The 24,568-nt window shown below is 48.3% G+C and carries 20 protein-coding genes; 10 read left to right on the top strand and 10 right to left on the bottom strand.

Going from position 1 to position 24,568, the window contains the following annotated elements:
• Both EQP46_RS24510 and EQP46_RS00260 read left to right on the top strand, forming a co-directional pair.
• Positions 1-3,717, top strand: a 3,717-nt coding sequence (locus EQP46_RS24510) for a DNA/RNA non-specific endonuclease (RefSeq protein WP_192545466.1), incomplete at its 5' end; no start/stop codon positions are given.
• Positions 3,718-3,719: 2 nt separating this feature from the next.
• Positions 3,720-4,037 (top strand): immunity protein YezG family protein, encoded by a 318-nt coding sequence (locus tag EQP46_RS00260; RefSeq protein ID WP_129491737.1) that lies wholly within the window; start codon positions 3,720-3,722, stop codon positions 4,035-4,037.
• Positions 4,038-4,459: 422 nt separating this feature from the next.
• Here EQP46_RS00260 and EQP46_RS00265 read toward each other — a convergent pair whose 3' ends face one another.
• On the bottom strand, positions 4,460-4,948 hold the full coding sequence (locus tag EQP46_RS00265; protein ID WP_129491738.1) for a YkgB family protein: 489 nt from the start codon (positions 4,946-4,948) through the stop codon (positions 4,460-4,462).
• 40 nt (positions 4,949-4,988) lie between these two features.
• A complete protein-coding gene (grxC, locus tag EQP46_RS00270) occupies positions 4,989-5,258 on the bottom strand; it encodes a glutaredoxin 3 (protein ID WP_074926891.1) in 270 nt (89 codons plus the stop codon).
• A 116-nt stretch (positions 5,259-5,374) separates the two neighbouring features.
• Here grxC and EQP46_RS00275 point away from each other — a divergent pair, with 116 nt between their 5' ends.
• On the top strand, positions 5,375-6,223 hold the full coding sequence (locus EQP46_RS00275; RefSeq protein WP_129491739.1) for an AraC family transcriptional regulator: 849 nt from the start codon (positions 5,375-5,377) through the stop codon (positions 6,221-6,223).
• 113 nt (positions 6,224-6,336) lie between these two features.
• Here EQP46_RS00275 and EQP46_RS00280 read toward each other — a convergent pair whose 3' ends face one another.
• Positions 6,337-6,813, bottom strand: coding sequence for an Lrp/AsnC family transcriptional regulator (locus tag EQP46_RS00280; RefSeq protein ID WP_017015613.1), 477 nt, complete (start codon positions 6,811-6,813; stop codon positions 6,337-6,339).
• 223 nt (positions 6,814-7,036) lie between these two features.
• Here EQP46_RS00280 and mdeB point away from each other — a divergent pair, with 223 nt between their 5' ends.
• Positions 7,037-9,709 (top strand): alpha-ketoglutarate dehydrogenase, encoded by a 2,673-nt coding sequence (mdeB, locus tag EQP46_RS00285; protein WP_129491740.1) that lies wholly within the window; start codon positions 7,037-7,039, stop codon positions 9,707-9,709.
• A gap of 40 nt (positions 9,710-9,749) precedes the next feature.
• On the opposite strand, the gene EQP46_RS00290 is transcribed toward mdeB, so the two are convergent.
• The 4 genes from EQP46_RS00290 to uraH all read right to left on the bottom strand — a co-directional run bounded on the left by EQP46_RS00290 (position 9,750) and on the right by uraH (position 14,630).
• Positions 9,750-11,114 (bottom strand): 8-oxoguanine deaminase, encoded by a 1,365-nt coding sequence (locus tag EQP46_RS00290; protein ID WP_129491741.1) that lies wholly within the window; start codon positions 11,112-11,114, stop codon positions 9,750-9,752.
• A gap of 94 nt (positions 11,115-11,208) precedes the next feature.
• Positions 11,209-12,654 carry a nucleobase:cation symporter-2 family protein gene (locus EQP46_RS00295; RefSeq protein WP_129491742.1) on the bottom strand — a complete coding sequence of 482 codons (1,446 nt, stop codon included), beginning with the start codon at positions 12,652-12,654 and terminating at the stop codon, positions 11,209-11,211.
• A gap of 170 nt (positions 12,655-12,824) precedes the next feature.
• Positions 12,825-14,159, bottom strand: a complete 1,335-nt coding sequence (locus tag EQP46_RS00300) for an NCS2 family permease (RefSeq protein WP_129491743.1) — start codon at positions 14,157-14,159, stop codon at positions 12,825-12,827.
• A 117-nt stretch (positions 14,160-14,276) separates the two neighbouring features.
• Positions 14,277-14,630, bottom strand: a complete 354-nt coding sequence (gene uraH, locus EQP46_RS00305; protein WP_129491744.1) for a hydroxyisourate hydrolase — start codon at positions 14,628-14,630, stop codon at positions 14,277-14,279.
• A gap of 416 nt (positions 14,631-15,046) precedes the next feature.
• Here uraH and puuE point away from each other — a divergent pair, with 416 nt between their 5' ends.
• The 5 genes from puuE to EQP46_RS00330 all read left to right on the top strand — a co-directional run bounded on the left by puuE (position 15,047) and on the right by EQP46_RS00330 (position 19,700).
• Complete coding sequence (gene puuE / locus EQP46_RS00310) at positions 15,047-15,988, top strand: allantoinase PuuE (RefSeq protein WP_129491745.1); 942 nt, start codon at positions 15,047-15,049, stop codon at positions 15,986-15,988.
• 38 nt (positions 15,989-16,026) lie between these two features.
• Positions 16,027-16,542: a 2-oxo-4-hydroxy-4-carboxy-5-ureidoimidazoline decarboxylase gene (gene uraD / locus EQP46_RS00315; protein ID WP_129491746.1), complete on the top strand. Its 516-nt coding sequence runs from the start codon at positions 16,027-16,029 to the stop codon at positions 16,540-16,542.
• Between the two features lie 219 nt (positions 16,543-16,761).
• The gene (gene alc / locus EQP46_RS00320; RefSeq protein ID WP_129491747.1) at positions 16,762-17,763 is read left to right on the top strand and encodes an allantoicase; all 1,002 of its coding nucleotides are present in this window, start codon (positions 16,762-16,764) and stop codon (positions 17,761-17,763) included.
• 128 nt (positions 17,764-17,891) lie between these two features.
• The gene (locus tag EQP46_RS00325) at positions 17,892-18,416 is read left to right on the top strand and encodes an ureidoglycolate lyase (protein WP_129491748.1); all 525 of its coding nucleotides are present in this window, start codon (positions 17,892-17,894) and stop codon (positions 18,414-18,416) included.
• Between the two features lie 87 nt (positions 18,417-18,503).
• Positions 18,504-19,700: a urate hydroxylase PuuD gene (locus tag EQP46_RS00330; RefSeq protein WP_129491749.1), complete on the top strand. Its 1,197-nt coding sequence runs from the start codon at positions 18,504-18,506 to the stop codon at positions 19,698-19,700.
• A 673-nt stretch (positions 19,701-20,373) separates the two neighbouring features.
• On the opposite strand, the gene EQP46_RS00335 is transcribed toward EQP46_RS00330, so the two are convergent.
• Positions 20,374-20,886, bottom strand: coding sequence for a hypothetical protein (locus EQP46_RS00335; RefSeq protein WP_129491750.1), 513 nt, complete (start codon positions 20,884-20,886; stop codon positions 20,374-20,376).
• Positions 20,887-21,101: 215 nt separating this feature from the next.
• Here EQP46_RS00335 and EQP46_RS00340 point away from each other — a divergent pair, with 215 nt between their 5' ends.
• Positions 21,102-22,835 carry an SgrR family transcriptional regulator gene (locus tag EQP46_RS00340; RefSeq protein ID WP_129491751.1) on the top strand — a complete coding sequence of 578 codons (1,734 nt, stop codon included), beginning with the start codon at positions 21,102-21,104 and terminating at the stop codon, positions 22,833-22,835.
• Between the two features lie 50 nt (positions 22,836-22,885).
• Here the strand turns inward: EQP46_RS00340 and EQP46_RS00345 are convergent, their stop codons facing one another.
• Positions 22,886-23,767 (bottom strand): AEC family transporter, encoded by an 882-nt coding sequence (locus EQP46_RS00345; RefSeq protein WP_129491752.1) that lies wholly within the window; start codon positions 23,765-23,767, stop codon positions 22,886-22,888.
• Between the two features lie 199 nt (positions 23,768-23,966).
• Positions 23,967-24,509 (bottom strand): hypothetical protein, encoded by a 543-nt coding sequence (locus tag EQP46_RS00350; protein WP_240671567.1) that lies wholly within the window; start codon positions 24,507-24,509, stop codon positions 23,967-23,969.
• Between the last annotated feature and the right edge of the window lie 59 nt (positions 24,510-24,568).

A 24,568-nucleotide genomic window follows, 5' to 3' on the forward strand; every position in this document is an offset into this window, starting at 1 on the left:
GCGGGCTATGAAATTTATACCCGGTATGACTCAGCGGGACGTGTACTGGAAACGCAAGGTAACGGACAGCACAAGCGCTACACCTATGACAGTTTTGGTAACAAGCAAGCAGATATCTTGCTGTACGGTGGGAGCGAGCGCGCGAGAAAAACGTCAGTCTATGATGCGTTCGGCAAACTCAGCACCGAGACCCTGTATGACGGGAGTGTGGTGGAGCACCATTATGATAAGTATGGGCAATTGGATGAGAAAGCCGGTGCCATTAGCATTAACTATCACTATTACGGAAATGGATTACTGGCGTGGCAGCAGACGGGCAGCAAGAGAGAATCATACACCTACAACGCTGACGGCAAAGAGACGCGCCGAACCCTGCAAGATGGTGATACGACACTCGTTACGACAACACAATGGGATAACTTGGGGCGCATAGCGAAAGTGACCGCGAGCCAGATATCCTTGATCCAAGAGGTGGACGAGTACGAATTCAGATGGCCTGTGGGCCGAGTGAAAAAACCTGATATTGCTCACTCATTATCAACATCAAGTGTGTCGTATCATTATGACGAAGTAGGTAACCGCCGGAAAATCATCACCACGGGCGAGCAAAACAGTACCCGTTGGTACCACTATGACAAAGACAACCGCATGGTGGGGTCACATACCCGCAGCAGTGATGTTGATTTTGACAGCATTGGCAACCGAGCCGGTGACCGCAAAATCACGTACAACACGTTGGGGCAGAAAGAAGTAGAGCATCGCTGGGAGAATAAAACCCGCGACGGTGCAACGGCGCTGATTAATACGTATGAAAAGTTCGGCTATGACGAACATGGGCACCTCAATCGGTTAGAAGCCTATGAAGGGAGCTATCAAACTCGTTTGATGACTCAGGAAAACAACCGTATGGGGTACGCACTCTACCAGACCGACTTGAACTATGAGTTCAACTATAACAACGGTCACATCAGTAGTCGTTCTGGGTTTAAAACCACGCAAACACAGTTTGGTTATCGTGATGGTCGTTTAAGTTCGCAGGTTGTGAGAGAAGCTAGCCAGTCAGTCTATTCGCTTTACTTTGATTATCACTTCAGCGGACAGATGCATCAGCAAAGGACCGTTTATCATAAAGATGACGGCGGTGTTGATACCCTTACGTATGCTTATAAAGGCCGCGAGAGCTTCCAGAAAAATACCATTACCGCGAACTCCACTCGAGAAGGCAATGGGAGTGGCTTTAAGGCGGGTACGACCACTTACGCGTACAATAGTGCGGGTCAGCTTAGCGGCATCACCAGTACCCGAGAAGAGAGTGAACGTAAGCTCCTTACTGATTTCAACGGACAAATCGCGCTGCAGCTGGATGTTGAGGAAAACACACTGCTAGCGAACCTCACGACCTCGGGCAACCCACTAGCAACCATCTCCAAAGGCAAAGTCGATGCCGACCTTCTCGATGACAGCGGCAGCAGCGCAGGCCAACAACCTGGCACCTATACCGTGGGCGCCAATGACACCCTGCAACGCATCTCCCAGATGGTGTACGGCGACAGCCGCTATTGGTACTTGATAGCTGATGCCAATGGCCTATCACCGACAGAGCCACTCACCGAAGGCAAACTGCTGGTCATTCCGAACCAACACACCCAAACCTTTAACGGCGCAGAGAGCTTCAAGCCGTATAACGAAAGTGAAATATTGGGCAATGTAAACCCAGACCCGATTGCCCTGCCACCACCGAAGAAGAGCTGTAACCCGATTGCGATGATCGTGATGGTTGTGGTCGCAGTTGTAGTGACATATTTCACAGCAGGTGCTGCAGGCCCAGCCTTTGCGAGTGCGTTTGGAGCAATCGGTGCAGGGATTGGCACAGCGGCTGGTGTTGGTATCAGCGCTGCCTCTGCAGCGGGGTTTGTCGCTGGTGCTGCAGTCGGAGCCGCTGCCGGCTCAGCGGCTTCTCAGCTTGTGGGCAAAGCCCTTGGCGTGGTTGACGATTTTTCTTGGAAACAAGTCGCGTTAAGTGGTCTAGCTGGCGGCGTAACTGCCGGAATGACGACGGCATTAAATCTAGGTGCACTTTCAATTCCTGGTGGGGCGGTGGGCGAGGGACTTACTCGCTCTGCAGTGTCATATGGCACACGCTATCTGGGAAGCAAAGCATTGGGGGTAGATACCTCTTTTAGTTGGACGAACTTGGCTGCATCTGCAGCGAGTGCGATAGCAAGTGTGGGATCTGCTGACTTAACCAGTGATATCGGTGTCGATATTATTAGTGACACTATCAATGGTTTTGTTGGAAGCGCAGCCGCTCTAGTCGTGAGTGGCGGCTCCTTTAGTGACAATGCAGGTTCATTAGCTCTTGATGCATTTGGGAATGCGTTGGGGAATGAAGTTGTTGGTCAGATTGAAAACTATGAATTGAGAGAATGGTTAGAAAGTCATAATAGTGAATCAATCCCTCTTGGTGGCATCGGGATGATGGCGATGGCAGGTAGGATACCAGCTAGAGTAATGCCTAAATTTGAAGAGTTAGATCACGACCAGCTTAACATGCTCAAACAACTGAAGAACATAGAAAATGCTGAAGGAGGGCTTAGTACAAATTCAGTCGCGCAAGTGCTAGATGCAAGTCGGGGAGAAGATGGATCTCTTGATAATATCCAACTGGCTGAGAGTTTATCGAAGGCAATTGATAAGACAATAGAGGGAGCTAAAACTGTTGCGGGCTTTGGTAAAGGCGTATTTGAATATGCTCGTGATAGTGTTGTTGGTGGTATTGAGGGCATATATGAGCTTGGAAAGTTTGCTGCGAGTTACGAGATAAATAGAGCTGCCTTCCTTCTTCATAACTCATCAAATATATTGGGCTTAGAAACAGACATCTTTGCAGCAGGGGCATCAGCTTTTGTTGAACAGAATCAGATGATAAGTGACGTCGTCAGGAATGCTCCTCAATTAGTAGAGGAAGCATTCATGTCTGGTATTGAAGGAGTTCAAAATCGTTATGATGACATGATGGTAGCTTCTGATGCAGGAGAGTATTTTGACGCTGGGCGTCACGCGGGCTACCTTTTTGCAACTGGTGTTGGAGCGATTGCGAGCATTGCAACTGGTGGTGTCGCACTAGGTAGGGCATCATTGTCGCTAACGAATAAATTTGGTGGTACTTTAACCAAGTTGGGGAGGGGGGTTGAGGTTAGGGATGTTTCGAGCATAATAACAACTCGTAGCTTTGATAATCTTGATGATTTCAATTCTGCCGCAAACTCAGCATCTCCTAACACACGCTATGAATATGGTTCATATTCATGGTCCACAGATGACTCAGGTCGAGTAAATCAAGTGGAAGGTCAGTTAGTTCTTAGTTCTCATGGTAGGGTTGGGCAATCTCTTCAAACCAGAATAGGTAATGAAGGCTTGGATTCTGATGTTGGTTTCCATTTGATTGGAGATCAGTTTGATGGCCCTATTAACCGGTTGAATGTCGTTCAAGGTAATGGTAAGCCCGTTAATGGTTTGAAAAATTTGAACACCAGCGCTTACGCTAGACTTGAACGCTTATGGAAACAGGAGTTATTGGCAGGTAATTCTGTGAATGTAAGAATTAATACTTCATATAGTGGTAACTCTGTTAGACCTGATGATTTTTCTGTTTGGTATCAGATAGGAGATCAGCGGCCTCGGACAGCTACTTTGTTAAATCAAGCGGGTCAGTAAAGATGTTCAATAATTCAATGGAGATTTTCCAAAAAGTTGCAGAAATTATATCTGTGCAAATACCTGAGGTATGGAAGGAGGCTAACATCGAAGCAGAAATCGACGATGAAATCGCTGATTTGTGCGTGTGGTATTTTGATAGAAAAGGAAATGAAAAATACTTTGATGTTACTAGAGAGTTAACAGATTGCTTTGTGAGTTTACGCCAGATTACTGGCAATAATGAAAAAGGCTTATGGACAAAATGTTTGTTTACTATCAGCGATGATGGAAAGTTCAAGACCGACTTTTCTTATGAACCACCTCGGTGGGCATCTTAATTTCGCTCTATAAAGTTGAGCTATAAAAGCCTAGGAAAAGCTAGGCTTTTCAATATCATAAGAGTAATCAACATTAGAGATAAACAAGACGAAGAAAAACAGGGATATATGGATGCTCCCCGAACGTCAAGTCAATACGCTCTTGTCGCTTCGCGTAGCGAGACGATATTGAGGCGCTTTTTACTACTGTGTCCAGCGTCTTGTGTTTCTAAGCTCATATACGCGAGCTGGAGATTACGGGTAAGTAATTGAACGATATTCTTTTCGTATCTCATCGCGTTCATCGCTCACTCCCATGTGGCTATGACAGCGAACCTCAACAAAGCTACTCTCATCGCCCATACAACAAGAAAAATACCGCTATAGAAAACAAAAGAAAGGCGCATTTAAGCGCCTTTCTTTATTCAATACCTGGGTCTGTTTTACTCATCTCGAAGAAGTGCTTTGGCAAGCAGAGAGACTGCAGCTGACAACAATACAATGTCTTTCAGCAGGAATTGCCCAGGTACGACTGAGATTGCAGGGAAACCACCCAAACTTGCTTCGGCTATCGGTGCAGTGAACAAGAAGCTTGTGGTAACAGCAAATGTCATTGTCGCGCCAGCCGCACCAATAATGGCGATAGTGCGATGAAACGGAGCAAGCAACAGAGCTACAGCGGTGGCAATTTCAACGGTACCAATCAAGTTAGAAGCGCCTTGTAAGCTGAATACGTTATAGAGCCAGCTTGTCAGTGGGCTTGAGGCGACAAGACCTTGGATCGCACCTGCTTCATAACCCGTAAATTTCATGGCACCAATCCATGCCAATACAATGACGATGGAAAAGCGCACTGCATTGTCTGCAATATGGTTGAGTGCGTGAGCGCGTTGGTTGTTGATTCGGCCGTGTACATTATTAATCGTTGTCATGATGCTTCTCCTAAAATTTTCGTTTTCTTAATGGGTTGGATTAAACCGCGTTGGTTTGGCTTTCCAGAATCTTTTGAAACTGACCTTTTCTTATTGCGCTTTGTAAGTCGTCGTTACCGCCTACATGAATGTTTCCGACGAAGACTTGCGGCACTGTTCGGCGTTGGCTTCGCGATGTCATTTCATTGAACAATGCTGCGTCATCACTCACTTCAATTTCGCGATAAGCAAGACCCATACGGCCTAATGTCTGTTTTGCTGCTCGGCAGTGAGGGCAGTAGCTCTTGGTGTAGATTTCAATCATCGGCATGGTTGTGCTCCGTCGTGTTTGTGTATGGTTCTACTTTAGGTGTTGCGCTTCGGACTATCTATGCACAATAATCTTGAATAAATACATCGATCGTATATTGGTAAGGAAGGTACACAATGGAAGTGATGAGCGATATTCTCCGCGCCATCCGCGTGGTGGGCAGTGTGTATTTCTGTAGCCAGGTCGAGGCTCCGTGGACAAAAACGTTTCAGGATTTGGATTACGCCAGCTTCCACATGATTCGTCGTGGCGCATGTTGGGCGAATGTGGATGGGCAGATTGAAAAGCTAGAAGCCGGAGATTTGATTTTCCTCGGACCCGGCCAAAACCATGTTCTTTCCAGCCTTTCACCCGAGAAAAGAAAGCCGGATCTGGATGACACGACGCTACTGCTTTGCGGTTCATTCAGTTTCTCGCGCACGGCAACAACGCCATTGATAGACGTGTTCCCCCGTATGACAATAGTGCGAGACCAAGACTTTCTCGATCACCCTTGGCTGCGCAGTACCTTTGATCAACTGAGTGCAGAATATATGTCGCAAGGGCCAGGCTCTGAGCTTATCGTCAACAAACTCACGGAGATCATACTGGTTGAGCTCATTCGGATTAATTTCGGGCGCAAGCAATCAAGCTCGTTTCTCGATGCACTGAACGACAAACGCATCTCCCGTGCTCTGCAACTTCTTCACGATAATCCCGAGCAAAACTGGACGCTCGTGTCGGTTGCTAACCAGATCGGTATGTCGCGTGCAGCTTTTGCTAGTCGGTTTTCTTCCTTGGTTGGTCAGCCAATGTTTGGTTACCTCACCAACCTTAGAATGCAAAAAGCGCAAGAATTACTGCGCGAGTCTTTGCTGCCGATTTATGACATTGCTGAACAGGTGGGGTATGACTCGGAGCGGGCGTTTACCTTGACGTTTAAGAAACGCATTGGCACAACGCCGAGGCAATTTCGGGCGCAGTAAAAAGGGATTAGGTATCTAAAGATGAGTATCGTGCTGCCAGTTTCACGGCTTCGCGTTACTTGGTGAATGACAAGCACTGCTCATCAGTGTCGATGTTCGCTTTTGATTTCCCCTTAAAACTTCATCGGTGCATTGGTTTTCACTTCTCTTACCACAAAGAAGGTTCGCGCTTGTCGAACGCCGGGCAGGGCGATGAGATTCTGAGCGAGGAAGTGATGATAATCTTCCATGTCTTTCACGCGTAACCGCAACAAATAGTCAAAATCCCCCGCGACCAAATCGCAATCTAGAATGGCATCAAGCACATCAACAGCCGCTTCAAATGCGGCAATGCTTTCTGGTGTAGAACGGTCAAGCACAATGCCCACCATCACGAGCGTGTTTAAACCCAAACGTTTTGGATCCACCAACGCTCTCACACTTTTGATATAGCCTTCATCAAACAACCTCTGCGTGCGCCGGTGGCAGGTTGCCGCGCTCACGTTCACTCTCTGTGCCAACTCTGCATTGGTCAAACGTCCGTTGTCTTGAAGCAAACGAAGGATGTTGAGATCGATGCGGTCAATTTCTGATGCGTAATTATCTTTCATAAAACAACCCAAGAAATAGCAGATATTCCATTCATAAACTAAATACTACGTCATTAGGGAATTATCAATGTGAATTTGAAAGCACATTTCAAACACTGATTGGTAGGATTTTTATAGGGTTCAGCAAGGGCGTTCTCTAAAAAATGCCGAGTCGACAGCATTCAATGCGTCTGGTTCTTCGCCTTGCTTGAATATTTCTCTACCGAAAATCAGGACGATTCATATGCATGGAAACCGAGAGCAACAGAGCGACATTGATCCATCAGAAACACAGGAGTGGGTCGATTCACTGTTAAGTGTGAAACAAGAAGACGGCGTGGATCGCGCAAAGTACCTATTAAAGACGTTAGAAGACACTGCGCGTGTTGAAGGGCTGAATACGACAGAGCAACCTTACTCTTCTTATCGAAATACGATTTCTCTCGAACAGCAAGGTGTGTATCCAGGTGATCTTGCGGTTGAACATCGCCTAACTGCCATTATGCGCTGGAATGCGTTGGCAATCGTCGTGCGTGCCAATGAAGCTTATGGCGGGTTAGGGGGCCATGTTGCCAGTTATGCATCTGCGGCTGAAATCTTCGAAATGGGGTTTAACCATTTTTTCCGGGCTCGAACGGATACCTTTGGCGGGGATCTGGTTTACTACCAACCGCACTCAGCGCCAGGGGTGTATTCGCGCGCCTTCTTGGAAGGTCGGTTAACACGCACGCAAATCGACAACTATCGACAGGAGGTGGGGGGCAACGGCTTATGTTCTTACCCGCACCCATGGTTGATGCCTGATTTCTGGCAATTCCCAACAGGCTCCATGGGTATTGGCCCGTTGAATGCCGTCTATCAAGCGAGATACATGCGATACACACAAGCACGTGGTTTGTTGAACACAGATGACCGCCATGTATGGGGTGTATTTGGGGATGGCGAGATGGATGAACCCGAATCCATTGCAGGGCTGACGCTAGCGGCACGCGAAGGGTTGGATAATCTAACGTTCATCGTGAACTGTAATTTGCAACGGCTTGATGGCCCTGTTCGGGGTAACGGGCAGGTTATTCAGGAACTGGAGTCGCTCTTCATTGGTGCGGGTTGGAATGTCATCAAAGTGCTTTGGGGATCAGAGTGGGATGACATTTTTGCGCGCGATAAAGACAATGTCTTGCTCCGCCGCTTTGCGAACACAGTCGATGGAGAGTATCAGAACCTTGGTGCGAAAGACGGCGATTACAACCGCGACAAATTCTTCAATACGGATCCGCGCAGTGCCTCCTTGGTATCACACTTGTCAGATGACGAGATAAACAACCTTAAACGCGGTGGTCACGATTTTCGTAAGCTTCATGCTGCGTTTGCTGCGGCGAAAGCGCATAAAGGTCGTCCGACCGTGATCTTAGCAAAAACCAAAAAAGGCTTTGGCATGGGCGGTGCGGGTGAATCACGAATGATCGCTCACCAAGCTAAATCATTGGATACCGGTGCGCTTTATCAATTTCGTGACCGCTTTAACCTTCCTATTTCGGACAGCGATGTTGAGAATCTCAACATTTTTGTGCCTGATGCTGACAGCGAAGAGATGACGTATTTGCATGCTCGCCGAAAAGCGCTGGGGGGCTATATGCCAGAACGGGTGCGGGTTGCGCCAAAAGAAACCTTAGTCGCGGTGCCCGATATCAATACCTACGGGAAATTCGCACTCAAGGCGGATGGAAAAGAGATGTCGACCACCATGGCGGCTGTTCGAATGATGGGAGGGTTGTTAAAAGATCCTGCGTTTGGACAGCGTGTTGTGCCGATTGTGGCGGACGAGGCGCGTACTTTTGGCATGAATAACTTGTTTCGTCAGATCGGTATTTACTCGCCAGATGGACAACAATATGAGCCTGAAGATGCGGGCTCAATGATGTACTACAAAGAATCATCCAGCGGCCAATTGTTAGAAGAAGGCATCACGGAGGCTGGGGCTCTTTCATCTTGGGCTGCGGCTGCCACGTCTTACTCTATTCACGGCATGCCCATGCTACCGATTTATATCTACTATTCGATGTTTGGTTTTCAACGTATTGGTGATTTGATCTGGGCGGCGGCAGACCAACGCGCGCGCGGTTTTTTGCTGGGCGCAACGGCTGGTCGAACGACGTTATCGGGTGAAGGACTGCAACACCAAGATGGGACGAGCCAGCTCATTGCATCAACCATTCCTAATTGCCGAAGCTATGACCCTGCGTTTGCCTGCGAGCTTGCTGTTATTTTTGATTACGGCACAAAACGAATGATGGAAGCGCAAATTGACGAGTTCTATTACATCACGGTCATGAACGAAAACTACGCGCAGCCTTCGCTCACTGACGGCGATGAAGAAGACATCATCAAAGGGCTTTACGAACTGCGTGAATACGAACAGAGCAATGCCATGATCAATTTGGTGGGCGCTGGGACCATCATGATGGAGGTGATTGCGGCCGCTGAGCTGTTAAACGAAAAGTTCGATATTCCAACCAAGGTGTTCAGTGCCACGAGCTTTTCAGAGCTGGCGCGTGATGCGGAACGTGTAGAGCGGCAGCGTCGACGAAACCTGGACGCGGCTTCGCCGACGTCGCATGTGGAAAAAATTCTTGGCGCTACCTTACCCACGGTTGTTGCCACAGACTATGTGAGGGCAGTACCTCAGATGATCGCGCAATACCTTCCTCAGCGTTTTGTTGCGCTGGGTACGGATGGTTTTGGTCGCAGTGATCAACGAGAGAATCTTCGCGCGTTCTTTGAAGTTGATCGCTATAACATTGCTCTAACAGCGATTGAAACTTTGGTGAGAGATGGGAAAGTGGATAGGTCTGTGCAAGCCGCGGCGATTAACGCCTTTAACCTAGAGCCAAACAAACCGGCATCTTGGACACAATGAAACAGTGTCGAGGCTGAGTGCGCTGTCGCTGGTATTGGGTTTACTGTCTTTGTTTCGCCTTGCTCGCCAACCTTTTCGCGGCTTCTCGATGGCGCGCGATCAATGCGTGTTTATCAACACCAAAAAGCTCGCCATTTTTCACACGCCACTCACCGTTAACCATGACATGGTCGGCGTGTTGAGCACCGCAAAGGACCAACGCGGCGAGAGGATCATGGCTCCCCGAAAATCGAATGTCATCAAGGGTAAACATGGCGATGTCTGCCATCATGCCGGGCGCAAGTGTGCCGATATCGTTTCTGCCAATGTTGCGCGCCGAGCCTTGCGTGGCCCAGCGGAACGCATCCAAATGGCTCACGCTGGCAGAACCGTAACGCAGGCGTTGTATGTAGGTCGCCATGCGCAGTTCGTTGACCAAATTTGAACCATCATTGGACGCGGAGCCGTCTACGCCCAAGCCAACAGACGCGCCCGCAGCTTCGAGCTCTAAGTTTCGACAAATGCCCGATGCGAGCATCATGTTTGAACTCGGGCAATGGCAAATGCCGATGCCTGCCGCGCCTAAGCGAGTAATCTCTTCATCATTGAAATGAATACCGTGCGCCAACCACGTTCGATCGTGCAACCAACCCACATCTTCTAGGTAATCAACGGGGCGTAAACCGAATTTTTCTAAGCAAAACGCTTCTTCATCGATGGTTTCACACAAGTGGGTGTGAAGCATCACATTGTGCTGTTTGGCAACGCGCGCCGTTTCTTTCATCAAGTCGGTGGTGACGGAAAAGGGAGAGCAGGGCGCGAGCGCGATTTGTGTCATCCCGCCGTGTTCTGGCTGGTGGTAGCGATTGATCAAACGAATGCTGTCATCAATGATGGTTTGCTCGGTTTGAATGGTATGTCTGGGTGGCAAGCCGCCCTGATCTTCGCCGAGGCTCATTGAACCGCGGGTCAGTACGGTGCGAATGCCCATTTTCTGCGTCGCTTCAATCTGTACATCAATGGCATGCTCTAGGCCAGTAGGAATTAAATAGTGATGATCAGAAGCCGTCGTGCAGCCTGAGAGTAATAATTCTGCAGAGGCAAGCTCGGTACTCAGTTGCATCATTTCTTCATCAAGACAGGCCCAAACCGGATATAAGGCCTTAAGCCAATTGAACAACTCTTTGTCCAATGCGTCTGGGTAAGCTCGTGTGAGTGTTTGGTAGAAATGGTGGTGGGCGTTAACCAGCCCTGGAAGAACAACATGCTGGGAAGCATCCACTACGCAATCAATGGTTACAGAGGGTTGAGCTTCTTTTTCTAGCACCTCAACGATACACGCACCATCAACCACAATACCGCCTGATGCCTTGTGTTCCGTGCCAGTCCAAATGGCGAGCGGGTTCTTTATCCATGTTGTTGCCATAGCCAATGTCCTTTGGGTTCACGTTGTTGTTCGTTGAGCCGAGATGCATGAAACACACCCTCTGTGAAGGAGGAGGGTGTGAAACAGGTATAACCTATTGAACAGGTTTTGTCGGGGAATCACCGTCTGGAGAAGACGTGTCAGGGTTCTTTGATAAGGCGGCTTGAGAATCAGTGTTGTCGTCATCCAACGATGAGAAATCGCTGTTCTGTTGCGCGAGTTCTTCTTCCTCTGCTTCTTTTTCTGCCACCACGTCTTCTTTGGTTTTTGGCAATAAAAGGTTCAGCATCACCGCCACGATGGTGCCTGTGGTGATGCCAGAATGAAGCAATTGAGCAACGTCATGATGCAAGTGTTGAAGAATGTTGGGTTGAACAGTTACCGCAAGGCCTGAGGCGAGTGACACACAGATCACGAGCGCATTACGGCGTGTGTCTGCAGCTTTGATCAACATGCGAATACCGGCGTAGGCAATCATGCCGAACATAATAAAGCCGACACCGCCGAGTACGGGTTTTGGAACGGTAACCGCCAGTGCACCAAATTTAGGGAATAGACCTGCGAGAATGAGCAATACGCCTGTTGCGCCCACCACGAATCGACTTGCCACACCTGTAATTCCCACAATGCCCACGTTTTGGCTGAATGATGCCAACGGCAATGCATTAAACATGGCACCGATGGCACTACCAATCCCATCACCAAGCAGGCCCCGTTTCAGATCCTTTCCTGAAATGTTTTTATGGCAGTTACTGGCAAGCGCAAGGAAATCACCTGTCGCCTCTGCAATCACTACAATGTAGGCCAGCGACATACTCACGATGGCAGTGAGTGAAAACGTAAAGCCGTACTTGAACGGCTCAGGCGTGGCAAACCAGCCCGCATTGCTAATTTGCGTTAAATCCACCATGCCCATGCTCAAAGCAACCAAGTACCCGCCCGCGAGGCCAATCACAATGGCAGATGCCGCAACCGCACCTTTTGCATAGGTTGAGACTAGCAGCACCACGGCAAGGGAAACGGCGGCTAGAAAGAGTTTTGGCAAGGTCGCAAAATGCTCGCTGCCAGCAGGCGCATCACCCACCCAATTCATGGCAACAGGCAGAATGGTTAAACCAATGAGGGTGACGACGACACCACTAACAACGGGAGGAAACAGTTTTCGTATTTGTTCCATAAAGAAACTGGCAATGATCACCAGAAACGCACCAACAAGGGAGGCCCCAAGAATGCCGGACATGCCATCGACTTTGCCGATGCCAATGGCAATCCCCAGAAAGGCAAAACTCGAGCCCATGACGACGGGCAACCGAATGCCGACAGGCCCCAGTCCAAGACATTGAACAATGGTGATAGCACCTGAAACAAACAAGGCTGCGTTGATGAGTGTGACTATTTCAGCACCGGGAAGACCAATGGCAGAACCCACGATCAGCGGTACTGCGATTATCCCTCCAACGGATGCAAGCATGTGTTGAACTGCGAGCATGAAGGTGACGCCCGTGGGCGGCTTGTCATTCAATTGATATAAGAGCTTCATCGTGCTTTCCTTCGTGAAACGATCTCGAATGGTTAAAGACACCGACACATGGTGTTGCCACATGTCGAGCTACGGTGGACGCGTTTCAGAGAGTACGGTTAAGTGTCTGAAGACGCGTTGTTTCTTTATCAATACGCTAAGAAAAAGGGGCGTATTGCCCCTTAATTTATCTATCCCAGTAGTACCAACTTGAATGCAAACAAGATGCTCAGTGCGTACATGGCAATGGATATGTCAGAGAACTTACCCGTACCGGCTTTGAGCACGGTGTAGGTAATAAAGCCGAGTGCGATACCGTTTGAAATGGAGAAGGTCAACGGCATCATCAGTGCGGTGACTGCAGCGGGAACGGAGTCGGTGAAATCTTCCCAATTCACATTTTTAATGCTGCCCATCATAAGAAAAGCCACATAAATCAATGCACCTGCAGTGGCATAAGCAGGGATCATGCCAGCAAGAGGAGAAAGGAAAATAGCGGCTAAGAATAGCAGGCCGACGATGATGGCAGACAAGCCTGTACGGGCGCCTGCAGAAACACCTGCAGCACTTTCCACATAACTGGTGACAGGTGGACAACCGAAACATGCACCAATTACGCTCGACATACTGTCCGCTTTTAGTGCACGAGGTAGACCCTCGATTTTGCCTGTTTCTTTATTCATCAAATTGGCGCGCTCTGCGACACCCATCAATGTACCCGCGGTGTCGAACATGTTGACGAACAAGAAGGCGAGGATGATGCTGATCATGCCAACATTCAGTGCGCCAGCGATGTCCATGGCCATAAACGTGGGCGCGATGCTTGGTGGCGCGGAGAAAATTCCGTTGTATTGGAACAAGTCCAGCCCCAACCCAATCAAAGTCACGCTGAAAATGCCGATCAGTACAGACCCAAACACTTGCTTAACGGAAAGCACTGAGATAATGAAAAAGCAGACTGCGGCGAGGATGGCTTCAGGTTTGGTGAAATCACCCAAGGTCACTAAGGTTGCTGAACTGCCTACGACGATACCGGCGCTTTTCAAGCCGATGATGCCGAGGAATAAGCCAACACCCGCCGTCATGGCATAGCGTAAACTGCTTGGAATACTGTCGATGATCCACTCACGAACACGAGAGACACTCAGGCCGACGAATATCACGCCAGAGATAAAGACTGCCCCTAGCGCGACTTGCCATGAATACCCCATTTCTCCAACGACAGTGAAGGCGAAGAAGGCATTCAAGCCCATGCCCGGAGCCAATCCAACGGGCCAATTGGCGAACAGTCCCATCATCAAGGTACCAATGGCTGCACCTATACAGGTTGCAACGAACAGTGCGCCCGGATCCATGCCAGATGCGGACATGATGTTTGGGTTTACAAAGATGATGTAGGCCATGGTGGCGAAGGTGGTGACGCCACCTATCACCTCATTTTTAATGGTTGTGCCGTTTTGGCTTAACTTAAACCAAGATTCAAGAAACCCTTTTGAGGTTGTCTCTGTCGCGTCTTGCTTTTCCATGTGTATGCGTCCTTTTTTATTGATTTGGACAGAATGAATTCCTTTGTCCACGATGCTTTACATGCACATAGCGTGGTAGAGCATAAAAGTGATGTGCGCACGTAAGCTGTGTTTGTGTTAACTGCCCCGATACGTTGAAAAGCTGTAAGGAGAAACTAAAAGAGGGACATGGTAGTGGGCGTCACTATCATTAATACCAAAGCGGATCACGACATCATCTAAAAAAGGGATGTCATCTAACTGAATGCCTTGGCGGATAAAATACTGCGCGGTGTTGAATTGGAGTTGGTATTTGCCAGGCTCCATATCGCTGTCTTCAAGGAGGGGAGAGTCAGTGCGCCCATCTTGGTTGGTGAGCGAACGCGTGATTGGAATAAGGCCAGCACTGGTATGGCGGAAGAGCGTGATTTCAATCTCTGCACCTGGTGTGCCATTTGCCGTGTCTAATACGTGTGTGGTGAGCCTTCCCATTTCTTCAATCCTTGTATGATTGTGTACATTCCTCGGATATATACAGTGGTAGCGTTGTACAAATAAGCGTTTATTTACCCGAATCATGGATATTGAATACATTGCGATTAACTAAATGTACACAATAAATTTGCAGTGTGATGTGCTCCATTTTTGCGATTTTCGTAAAGTTAATGATGAGTCTACTGCTTTATAAACAAGGGATAAGCAGCGCATCAGGCAATGCTTTGTCGGATAAAGCGAGTTTTCAAAAACTTGATCACGATAACAATCTGTTTACTTGTTCTTGTGGATTGTATACAAAATGCGGATACTTAATTTGTTCTTCGGTGTTAGAGCAAACATGCTTCGCGATAATCAGATCAAAAGAACATGTCGCGACTGTTTAAGAACGTGAGTGTTGGAGAATTGGCGCTATGAGTAGTGATTACCCAAGAGACTTGGTGGGTTATGGAGAGCATCCTCCCCATCCCAGATGGCCTAACAATGCAAAGATCGCTTTATCCTTTGTGTTGAATTATGAAGAAGGTGGAGAACGTTGCGTTCTGCATGGAGACAAAGAATCTGAAGCATTTCTGTCCGAAATCCCCGGCGCACAGCCTTTGACTGGCGTGCGTCACATGAGCATGGAATCCATTTATGAATATGGATCGCGTGCGGGAGTATGGCGGGTATTGCGTTTGTTTAGACAGCAAGAAGTGCCCTTAACCATCTTTGCTGTGGGCATGGCTGTCGAACGGCACCCTGACGTGATCAAAGCAATGATGGCGGATGGGCATGAAATATGCAGTCATGGATACCGTTGGATCGATTATCAATATGTGCGTGAAGACGATGAAAGAGCGGATATGCAAAAAGCCATTGCCGCGATTGAATCCGTCACTGGCGAGCGTCCTCTGGGATGGTACACAGGAAGAACGGGGCCGAATACGAGGAAACTCGTTGCCGAGGAGGGGGGATTTCTTTATGACTCCGACGCTTATGACGATGATCTTCCTTACTGGCACGAAGAAGGCACCCAGCCTGGAAAACCACAATTGGTGATCCCCTATGCGTTGGATACGAATGACATGCGTTTTTCGACATCCCAAGGCTTTAATGCGGGCGAGCAGTTCTTCCAGTACCTAAAAGACAGCTTTGATGTGCTGTATGAAGAGGGGCAAGATGCACCGAAAATGCTCTCCATTGGGCTTCATTGTCGATTGGTGGGTCGCCCTGGTCGGCTTGCAGCACTCAAACGTTTTGTTGAGTACGTGAAGCAGCATGACGACGTCTGGATGACAAGGCGCATTGATATTGCGAAGCATTGGCACACGCATCATCCACATCCATCAATGAAGAAAACCAATGGACGCTGAGTCTCAGCGTTATATTGAGAAGTAAGGAGACTTCGTACATGGCACGTTTTACCCGTTGTGTTCCTAACCAAATGAATGAAGACGCATTTTTGAACGTGTTTGGTGGAATCTACGAGCACAGCCCTTGGGTTGCGCAGCGCGTATTCGAAGCAGGGTTAACGGAAGATCACAACGACCATCATGGTCTTCATGACAGCATGGCTGAAGTCTTGAATAACGCGTCGCGGGAAGAGAAATTACAGGTGATCTTGGCGCACCCCGATTTAGCCGGTAAAGCCGCGGTCGCGGGAGAGTTAACGCCTGAATCCACGTCGGAGCAAGCAAGCGCTGGCATTAATCAGTGCAACGATGAAGAGTTCGCGCGTTTCACGCGCTTGAATGACCGCTATAAGGCGAAGTTTCAGTTTCCTTTCATCATGGCGGTGAAAGGTGCTAACAGGCATTTGATACTGTCGGCCTTTGAAGAACGTATTGAGAATGATCTAGACACAGAATTCGACACCGCAATCAAAGAAATCAACAAGATTGCTCTGTTTCGGCTGCAAGACTTGTAGCCAACTCACTGCCGACAACAGTCGGTGCATTGAGCGTCTCGCAAATTGAAGCTGGACAGGCATGCATGAGGTGACATTACCGCTCATGTTTGACTGCACATAGTGAAAGGGGAAAAGACGCATCCTTTTTATCAATCATGGGGCAAGGTTTGCTTCTTCCTATTGAAGCTAATCCTTTGCTAGTGAGAGATAACGACAAAATGAAAGGAAGCAAACACCATGGATCTAGCACTACCTGACTTCACCAAACTGGTTAATCTCGCGAGTAGCCGTTTAGGTACGCAGGCCATTTATGCGACTGACGATTTCTTCGCAGACAAACAACGCTTGGTTGATGATAGCGCTGCTGAGTGGAAAGAAAATGTCTATGACGACAATGGCAAATGGATGGATGGCTGGGAATCACGCCGTAAGCGTGGGGAAGGTTACGATTACTGCATTGTTCGATTAGGGCTCGCTGGCGTCATTCACGGCATTGATATCGATACCTCCCATTTCACGGGCAATTTTCCGCCTTCTGCTTCACTGGATGCATGCTACTCACCCGACAGTGACCCGAGTGAAACCAGCGAGTGGCATGAAATTCAACCGTCGACCAGCCTTGCCGGCGACAGTCATCACTTTCTCCCTATCAGCGATAGGCGTGCGTTTACCCATGTTCGTTTGAACATCTACCCTGACGGCGGTGTTGCAAGGCTGCGTGTTTTTGGTCATCCCAACATGGATTGGTCTAACGTCGCGCCCTACGAAGAACTGGATTTGGTCGCTGTTGAACACGGGGGCCGCGCTTTGGCGTGTAACGATCAACACTTTGGTCATATGCGAAACCTCATTATGCCGGGCCGTGGCATCAACATGGGGGATGGTTGGGAAACTGCACGTCGTCGTGAGCCGGGAAATGATTGGGTGATTCTCTCATTAGGCCACGCTGGCGATATCGCCCGCATCGTGGTTGATACTGCGCACTTTAAAGGTAACTTCCCTGACAGCATGTCCATACAAGCCGCGAATGTGAAAGGCGGAACAGACGATCAGATCGCAACGCAAAGCTTGTTTTGGCGCGAGTTGCTTCCCAGTCAAAAACTTTCAGCGGACAACCTTCATGAGTATGCGGACCAAATCAATGACATCGGAACGGTGACACACGTTCGCGTGAATATTTTTCCCGATGGCGGAGTGAGTCGGATCCGATTGTTCGGCACCAAGGCGAGTACCGTCTGAGCCTTGAGCTGATTTTGTTGAGAAGATGTTCTGATACTGGCGTGCCGTTGATGTAGCTGGCATTGAAAGCGGTATGTCGACAACGTGTGAACAGTGATATTTCAAAACCACAATTTAGAGAGTGGAAAATGCGCAACGAAGTCGTGTTAGAGATAGAGCCATTAACTCAAGCAGCGTTTGCTGAGTTTGGGGATGTTATCGAAACAGAAGATCGCGAGTTTTTCATGATCAACGGGGGCTCTACACGTCGTTATCATAAATTGGCGACGACCGAGGTAGATGACGGCTCTCGCGTCATCATCAATATCTTTGAAGCGACACCCCTGAAATATCCTCTTCACATTGCAATGTTGGAAAAGCACCCGAAAGGGTCGCAAGCTTTTTTTCCGTTACAATGTAACAATTATTTGGTTGTGGTTGCACCGCGTAGCAATTCGCCCTGTGTTGGGGGCATCCGTGCCTTCTATGCCAAAGGCACGCAGGGTGTTAATTATCACGCAGGTGTATGGCATCACCCTGTTTTGGCGTTATCAGACCGTGCTCAGTTTTTGGTTGTAGACCGAGAGGGTGAAGGCGGTAACTGCGATGAACACTTCTTTTCTGCTCAAACGAAGGTGGTTTTAGCGTTAGACGGGTTGAACATCTCTCAGTGATTGAAACCGTACTCGCGAGAAACCAAACAAAGACAGGATAAACAATGTAGGCGGCAGAAAGTGCCTGCGTTGATACAGGAGTTATTTATGGATCCGTATATCACAGAGTGGCTAAATCTGGCGATACGATGGGCACACATGATCACAGGTGTTGCTTGGATTGGCGCATCGTTTTATTTCGTTTGGCTAGAAAACAACTTAAACCGAGTCAACCCCAAAGACGGCTTATCAGGTGACCTGTGGGCCATTCATGGCGGTGGTATTTATCACCTCGAAAAATACAAACTTGCGCCTCCGACCATGCCTGAAACCCTCCATTGGTTTAAATGGGAAGCATATTTCACTTGGTTAACCGGCGTCGCATTGCTCACCGTGGTGTTCTACTCCAATGCCGATCTTTACTTGGTAAAACCGGGGTCGGGATTGTCATCTGGCACCGCGATAGCCATTGGTATTGGTGCGCTGGTGGCGGGTTGGTTTATCTATGACCTTCTTTGTGATTCGCCGTTAGGTAAAAAGCCGCTATTGCTTGGTGTTGTTCTGTTTGCAGGTTTGGTTTTTGCGGCGTGGGCATTGAGCCTCGTATTTAGCGGGCGAGGGGCATACATCCATGTAGGTGCCATCATAGGTACGATCATGGTCGGGAATGTTTTCCGTGTGATCATGCCAGCGCAGCGTGGTTTGGTTAAAGCCATAGAAGAAAACCGAGAGCCAGACCCTGCATTACCTGCGAAAGGGTTATTGCGTTCTCGTCACAACAATTACCTCACATTGCCTGTTCTGTTCATCATGATCAGTAATCACTTCCCAAGTACTTATGGGCATGAATATAACTGGGCGATTTTGGCTGCCTTGTCAGTGCTGAGTGTCATGGTTCGCCATTACTTCAACACGCGCCATGGAAGCCAAAAGTTTGCGTGGACAATTCCAACGGCAGCATTGGGTTTGGTGTGCTTGGCGTTTGTATCATCGCCAGCGATGAAATCAAGTGATGGCGTTATGGCCGCGCCAGTGCAGGTCGCACCTGTCTTTGTCGAAGTGAATAATATCATTGCTGAGCGCTGCACGGTTTGTCACTCGCAAAGCCCAACGCATCCCGCGTTTGCTGTTGCGCCTGCTGGCGTGGTGTTAGATACACCCGAACAAATACAGTTAGAAGCTGCACGAATCGTGGCGCAGTCGGTCACGACCAACATCATGCCGCTGGGTAACATGACGCAGATGACGGAAGACGAACGGTCTTTGATTGGGCAATGGGCGGAGAATGGGGCGCTGATTCAGTAAAAGCTACTGATATAGTATGACATTCCCTAAATGTGAATTAACAGGCTGTTAACAAAGTCGCCGTGCATTTCGGCGACTTTTCATTTTTGCGCACTATATCCTATAAAAGTTAAAGGGTTAGGCGCGCTGTCATAGTCATAAACAACGATGTTTTACTATAATATTGCTTGTCCGATAGCGTGAAAACGTAAATTCACGTAAAAAACACCAATTAGCAGACAAATAATTAACAATTCATAATTTCTTGCAACTAAAATTACTGTATACTCTTGCGCAATTTATGTTCAACGACACGTAAATACAGAAATATGTGGTCAATGAACAGCGCATTTTTAACGCCCAATAATCGAAAGGAACAAATCGTGGAAACAGTACTGGTTATCGCATTTATCGTTGCAGCATTCTTCATCGTTAAGAAAGAGCGCTCTTCACGCTCTTAAGCGATACACACTGAATGATTTGCTGCTGATTGGCTTTTGACTACCACTTTTCAGTCGGCGATAGGTTCAGTTTTACTATCGACCAGCGTTCCGATCATCGCTGGTGGGTTGGTGTCGTCTTTTCGCTTTCAATACATCGCTAAAGACTGACATTCGCCGACAGTTGAGACAAAAAAAAGCAGAGCCCAAGGCTCTGCTTTTTGTTTTTGAATGCTTAGGTCGTTGTTTAAACGTTATTCGCTGACGATGGTATCTGCAGATGTTGAGATTGACACATGCGCTAACATTGCACGTTTAGCATCTTCGTTTTCACCAAACACATCGTATATTCCCGCAACACTTCCCGTCTCTTCTTCACTGGTAAACACCATACCGGTCGCAACAGGCGTTCCCTGCGACATGGCTACATACAAGGTAATGTCAGTGCCCGGCGCTGGATCGATGTCTGTGAGAGAAAGTTGAGAGAGGAACTCAAGCATTAACGCGCGATCAGACTCAGGCCATTTCTGTGCCAGTGTTTTGGCATAGCGAACCATGAGAGGGTGGCAATCGACAGCGTAAACAGAGATACCTTCAACAGGGGCGTACGAGCCGTCGGCATCGTGAAGGGTAGGAAGAGATTCAGCCCCTTTGTATATCGCCAACCCCTGTTTACTTTCTGCTGTAGGAAATTGCGCAGCGTTTATATGACTCGCCATCCACGCTTGTTTTTTGTGGAAGTGCGAAAGAATTGCCGTGTCAGCCATGCGGGCTCCTGCTGCTTTGCCTGAAATGCGTAATGCATGTGAGCCTCGATAATAGCGATCTAGAACAAAATAACAATGCTCGAATTCGAAATAGGGGAAATAAACTGTGAGTGCGATCTCGCTATAACCCCTTGATTGTGTGAGGCGAACACACTGAATTTCGGTTAAAATAGGAAATCTAAGCGTTATTTTTTCTGAATTTGGGTTCCTCTTTTATGTCAGGCCAACGTCTTCAAGCGCAATTTTCCAAAATCTATGCGCACTTTCACGGTAAAGACAGCGACACAAACCTCCAAGATATGTCGGAAATCTTGTTCTGTACCCGCCGCAATGCACGCATGGTATTGAACAAAATGGCCGAGCAGGGGTGGTTAACGTGGGACCCTGCGGTTGGCCGAGGAAAGCAAAGCCGATTGACCTTCCATCGCTCGCAGTCAGATCTCCAAATGAAGCGGGTGCGCGAATGGGTAAAAGACGGAAAACTGGATGCGGCACTCGAGCAACTCGATAACGATGCTTCTAAGCTTGCGCAATTAATTCAAGAACAATTGGGTGTGACGACGCAGGAAGGCAAGCAGATCATACGTTTGCCTTACTACCGCGCGTTTCCAAGTTTGAACCCAGCAAAACCGCTTCGACGCTCTGAGCAGCATTTGATCACGCAAATCTTTAACGGTCTGACTCGTATCAACGAACGCACTAACGATGTTGAGCCGGATTTGGCACACCATTGGGAAGCACTGAGTGATTGCCACTGGCGTTTCTATCTGCGCCCTGCAGTGAAGTTTCATGATGGCAGCTTGCTGAGTGCCGCCGACGTGATTGCGTCGTTAGAAAATCTGCTTGAGAACGCCTACTTTTCCCACATAGAAAAAATCGAATCGCCTGCTGAGAATGCCGTGGACATCTATCTGCATTCACCCGATTGTCGCCTTCATGAAACCTTGGCGGTTCCTATGGCGGCAATTCAATCCAGATCTTCAATGGGCACAAAGAACGCAGAACGTTTCCCGATTGGTACGGGTCCTTATCTGGTGGCGGAAAACAACAGCCGCCAGTTAGTTTTGCGCGCGCACGATCAATACTTCGGGTTTCGTGCACTCACAGATGAAATTGAAATTTGGGTCTTGGACAGCGCAGCAATGTGTTACTTACAGCCGACAGCGTCGCTTGATCCCACTGTGTTGGATTCCCGGCAGGGTGCGTTGCACCAAAGCGCGATAAGCAATGGTGAACACGATCGTTTGGCTTTGGATGAAGGGTGTAACTACCTTTTGCTAAACCGACGCACTGGTATTGCCAAAGATCCGCGTTGGGCGGAGTACCTGCATTCCCGCATCGCTTCTTTCTCTTTAATGCCTTATTTGGCGCAAGATGGTATTGGTGAATATCGCCTTACCAATGCTTATGGATTGGTGCCGGGGTGGGTGCACACCAATGCCGGCTCGACGCAACTTACTGCACCCGCAGTAACCCGTCTGCGTTTGGTACACCAAGGGGACAATCCGCTATTTCCGAAATTGGCACATGCACTGAAAGCCATGCTCGCCGCTGATCATGTAGCCCTCGATATTGATGTATTAAGTTACGAAGACATGATGCAAGGGAAGTCAGCGAAGAAGGTCGATATTTGGCTTTGTGGGATGAGTTTGGGCAATCAACGCAGCGATGCGATGCTGCCATGGCTGATGAATTTCAATCATATGTCGGTGGCAATGCCTGAGGAAGATTATGCAAAACTGGAAGAGAGCATGATGACGTGGCGCAGGACGCCAAACAAGGTGTTCCCTGCTGAAACCTTGGGTCGAATGATCGTGGAACAACGTCAGATCATTCCCTTATTCCATATCTGGTTAGGTGTGGTGGACGGGCGTGATTTGGAAGATGTTTCTTCAAACAACGTGGGTTGGTTCGATTTTAAATCTGTGTGGAAGAAACCCAGCTTCTAAGCCTTATCCGAATTAGCAAAAATCGGTTTGCACAAGCACAGGCTCCACGCTTAAAACCATGCAAATGCAATATACAGCAAAGCAGGAAGCGTAATAATGGTTAGGAAGTTGCCAAACAACACCATAGAGGCAACTTCATCCGCGCCAGCATCATAACGTTGCGCCAATAAAAAGTTCATCACGGCGGGTGGTAACATGGTGAACAGCACCATCATCCTCATGTGTTCTGAGGGTAAAGGAATGAACGCATAGATGGTTGCAAATGCAATTGCCCCTGTAGCAAGGCTTAGCACAGTGCTTAGCATGCCAATTCTTAAACCACTCCATCGTATCGCGGTAAGCTGAACCCCAAGTGAAAGCAGCATGACAGGTACGGCAGCATTTCCGAGCAACACCATGGCTTCATGAAGTGGCGGCCACACTTTTATGTCTGCGAAATTTGCGGTTAGCGCCAAACACGCAGCGATGAGCAACGGCGTTTTTAATATTGAGAGAAAGCGCTGAGATTGATTGCTTAGAAGCGAAATGCCCACCGTGGTGTGCAGGACAACCGAGACCAGAAACAGCATGATGGCAGGGGCTTCGGCGCTTTGACCAAAGGCATAACCAAACAGAGGAATGGCGAGATTCCCGCTGTTTCGGAACATCTGTGCGGGGCCCCATACGCGAAAAGGCATATTACAGAATTGGGCGAGAACCGCCATGAGCACGCCAGGTAATAGCACAGCGACAACGGCTGCGATGATCAGTGAAGACTGCTCCATGCCAAGCGGCATTACAGACAAAGTAGAGAAAACCAAACATGGCACCATGACATCTATGTTAATTCGATTGATGGGACCCATATCTGGCTTAAACGTTTTCCCTACGATAAACCCTGCCACCACGACGGCAAAAACGGGGAAGAGAATACTAATGACTTTTTCGAGCATCCAAGCCCCGCGTTAAAGAGAAATGACGTTGTAAATCAAAGATACAGTGAGCCTACCGACTTTGTATACACCCAAACAAGATCAAGATGACTGGTCAATGAGAATTCATGCGTTTCATGGGCGGATAAGATGTGATATCACCTCGTCATGTGCGATGTATCTTCGCCGACGTCAGCAGGTGATGAGAACGCGGGATAGATTAGACGCGGGTAAGCGGATAAACCGCTGATAGCATGAGGTATTTAAACAATGGAAGCCCGTCGCGTTGGCGGTGAAAAGGGTGGAATATACGGTGCAGACCATCGTGCAATCGACAATCGTTTTGAAGATCGACCGCAAGAGAGTTTGGCGAATCCACGAGTTTGATCCCTTGCGCAACAAATTCTGGCAGGTGAATAGGCTGATGTCCTAACCACCAACTGGGAATGGATTTACTCGCTGCTGAACGGTCAATCCAATGGTCGGAAATAATGATGAGCCGTTTTTCTTTTTTATCGTTTACGTCCAGTCGATCCAGCATCCAGCAAGTGTCTTTTACCAAACCACGACGACAAGCGACGTTGGCGCTAATTAAGTTGTGCGCAACGATATATATTTGGTGCTCGGGGGAATCAACGCGGAATACCATTTGTTTTAATGAAGACGCATCTTCAAGTTGAACAAAACTCGCAGGAATATCGATATTATCGTATGAGTGGATAAGCCGACGAGACAATGCCTTGCCAAGGTGGCTTTCTTTCATTCCACGGTTATGAATCGTAGGATAATGTTGTTCACAGAAACGTAAACAATCAGACTGAA

Origin of the sequence: Enterovibrio baiacu (genome assembly GCF_004120195.1) — a bacterium.
Taxonomy (GTDB): Bacteria; Pseudomonadota; Gammaproteobacteria; order Enterobacterales; family Vibrionaceae; genus Enterovibrio; species Enterovibrio baiacui.

What these genes read in the sequence shown, in the direction of transcription:
- EQP46_RS00260 (WP_129491737.1), top strand. Translation starts at nt 3,720, where the DNA reads ATGTTCAATAATTCAATGGAGATTTTCCAAAAAGTTGCAGAAATTATA.
- EQP46_RS00265 (WP_129491738.1), bottom strand. Translation starts at nt 4,948, where the DNA reads ATGACAACGATTAATAATGTACACGGCCGAATCAACAACCAACGCGCT.
- grxC (WP_074926891.1), bottom strand. Translation starts at nt 5,258, where the DNA reads ATGCCGATGATTGAAATCTACACCAAGAGCTACTGCCCTCACTGCCGA.
- EQP46_RS00275 (WP_129491739.1), top strand. Translation starts at nt 5,375, where the DNA reads ATGGAAGTGATGAGCGATATTCTCCGCGCCATCCGCGTGGTGGGCAGT.
- EQP46_RS00280 (WP_017015613.1), bottom strand. Translation starts at nt 6,813, where the DNA reads ATGAAAGATAATTACGCATCAGAAATTGACCGCATCGATCTCAACATC.
- mdeB (WP_129491740.1), top strand. Translation starts at nt 7,037, where the DNA reads ATGCATGGAAACCGAGAGCAACAGAGCGACATTGATCCATCAGAAACA.
- EQP46_RS00290 (WP_129491741.1), bottom strand. Translation starts at nt 11,114, where the DNA reads ATGGCAACAACATGGATAAAGAACCCGCTCGCCATTTGGACTGGCACG.
- EQP46_RS00295 (WP_129491742.1), bottom strand. Translation starts at nt 12,654, where the DNA reads ATGAAGCTCTTATATCAATTGAATGACAAGCCGCCCACGGGCGTCACC.
- EQP46_RS00300 (WP_129491743.1), bottom strand. Translation starts at nt 14,159, where the DNA reads ATGGAAAAGCAAGACGCGACAGAGACAACCTCAAAAGGGTTTCTTGAA.
- uraH (WP_129491744.1), bottom strand. Translation starts at nt 14,630, where the DNA reads ATGGGAAGGCTCACCACACACGTATTAGACACGGCAAATGGCACACCA.
- puuE (WP_129491745.1), top strand. Translation starts at nt 15,047, where the DNA reads ATGAGTAGTGATTACCCAAGAGACTTGGTGGGTTATGGAGAGCATCCT.
- uraD (WP_129491746.1), top strand. Translation starts at nt 16,027, where the DNA reads ATGGCACGTTTTACCCGTTGTGTTCCTAACCAAATGAATGAAGACGCA.
- alc (WP_129491747.1), top strand. Translation starts at nt 16,762, where the DNA reads ATGGATCTAGCACTACCTGACTTCACCAAACTGGTTAATCTCGCGAGT.
- EQP46_RS00325 (WP_129491748.1), top strand. Translation starts at nt 17,892, where the DNA reads ATGCGCAACGAAGTCGTGTTAGAGATAGAGCCATTAACTCAAGCAGCG.
- EQP46_RS00330 (WP_129491749.1), top strand. Translation starts at nt 18,504, where the DNA reads ATGGATCCGTATATCACAGAGTGGCTAAATCTGGCGATACGATGGGCA.
- EQP46_RS00335 (WP_129491750.1), bottom strand. Translation starts at nt 20,886, where the DNA reads ATGGCTGACACGGCAATTCTTTCGCACTTCCACAAAAAACAAGCGTGG.
- EQP46_RS00340 (WP_129491751.1), top strand. Translation starts at nt 21,102, where the DNA reads ATGTCAGGCCAACGTCTTCAAGCGCAATTTTCCAAAATCTATGCGCAC.
- EQP46_RS00345 (WP_129491752.1), bottom strand. Translation starts at nt 23,767, where the DNA reads ATGCTCGAAAAAGTCATTAGTATTCTCTTCCCCGTTTTTGCCGTCGTG.
- EQP46_RS00350 (WP_240671567.1), bottom strand. Translation starts at nt 24,509, where the DNA reads ATGAAAGAAAGCCACCTTGGCAAGGCATTGTCTCGTCGGCTTATCCAC.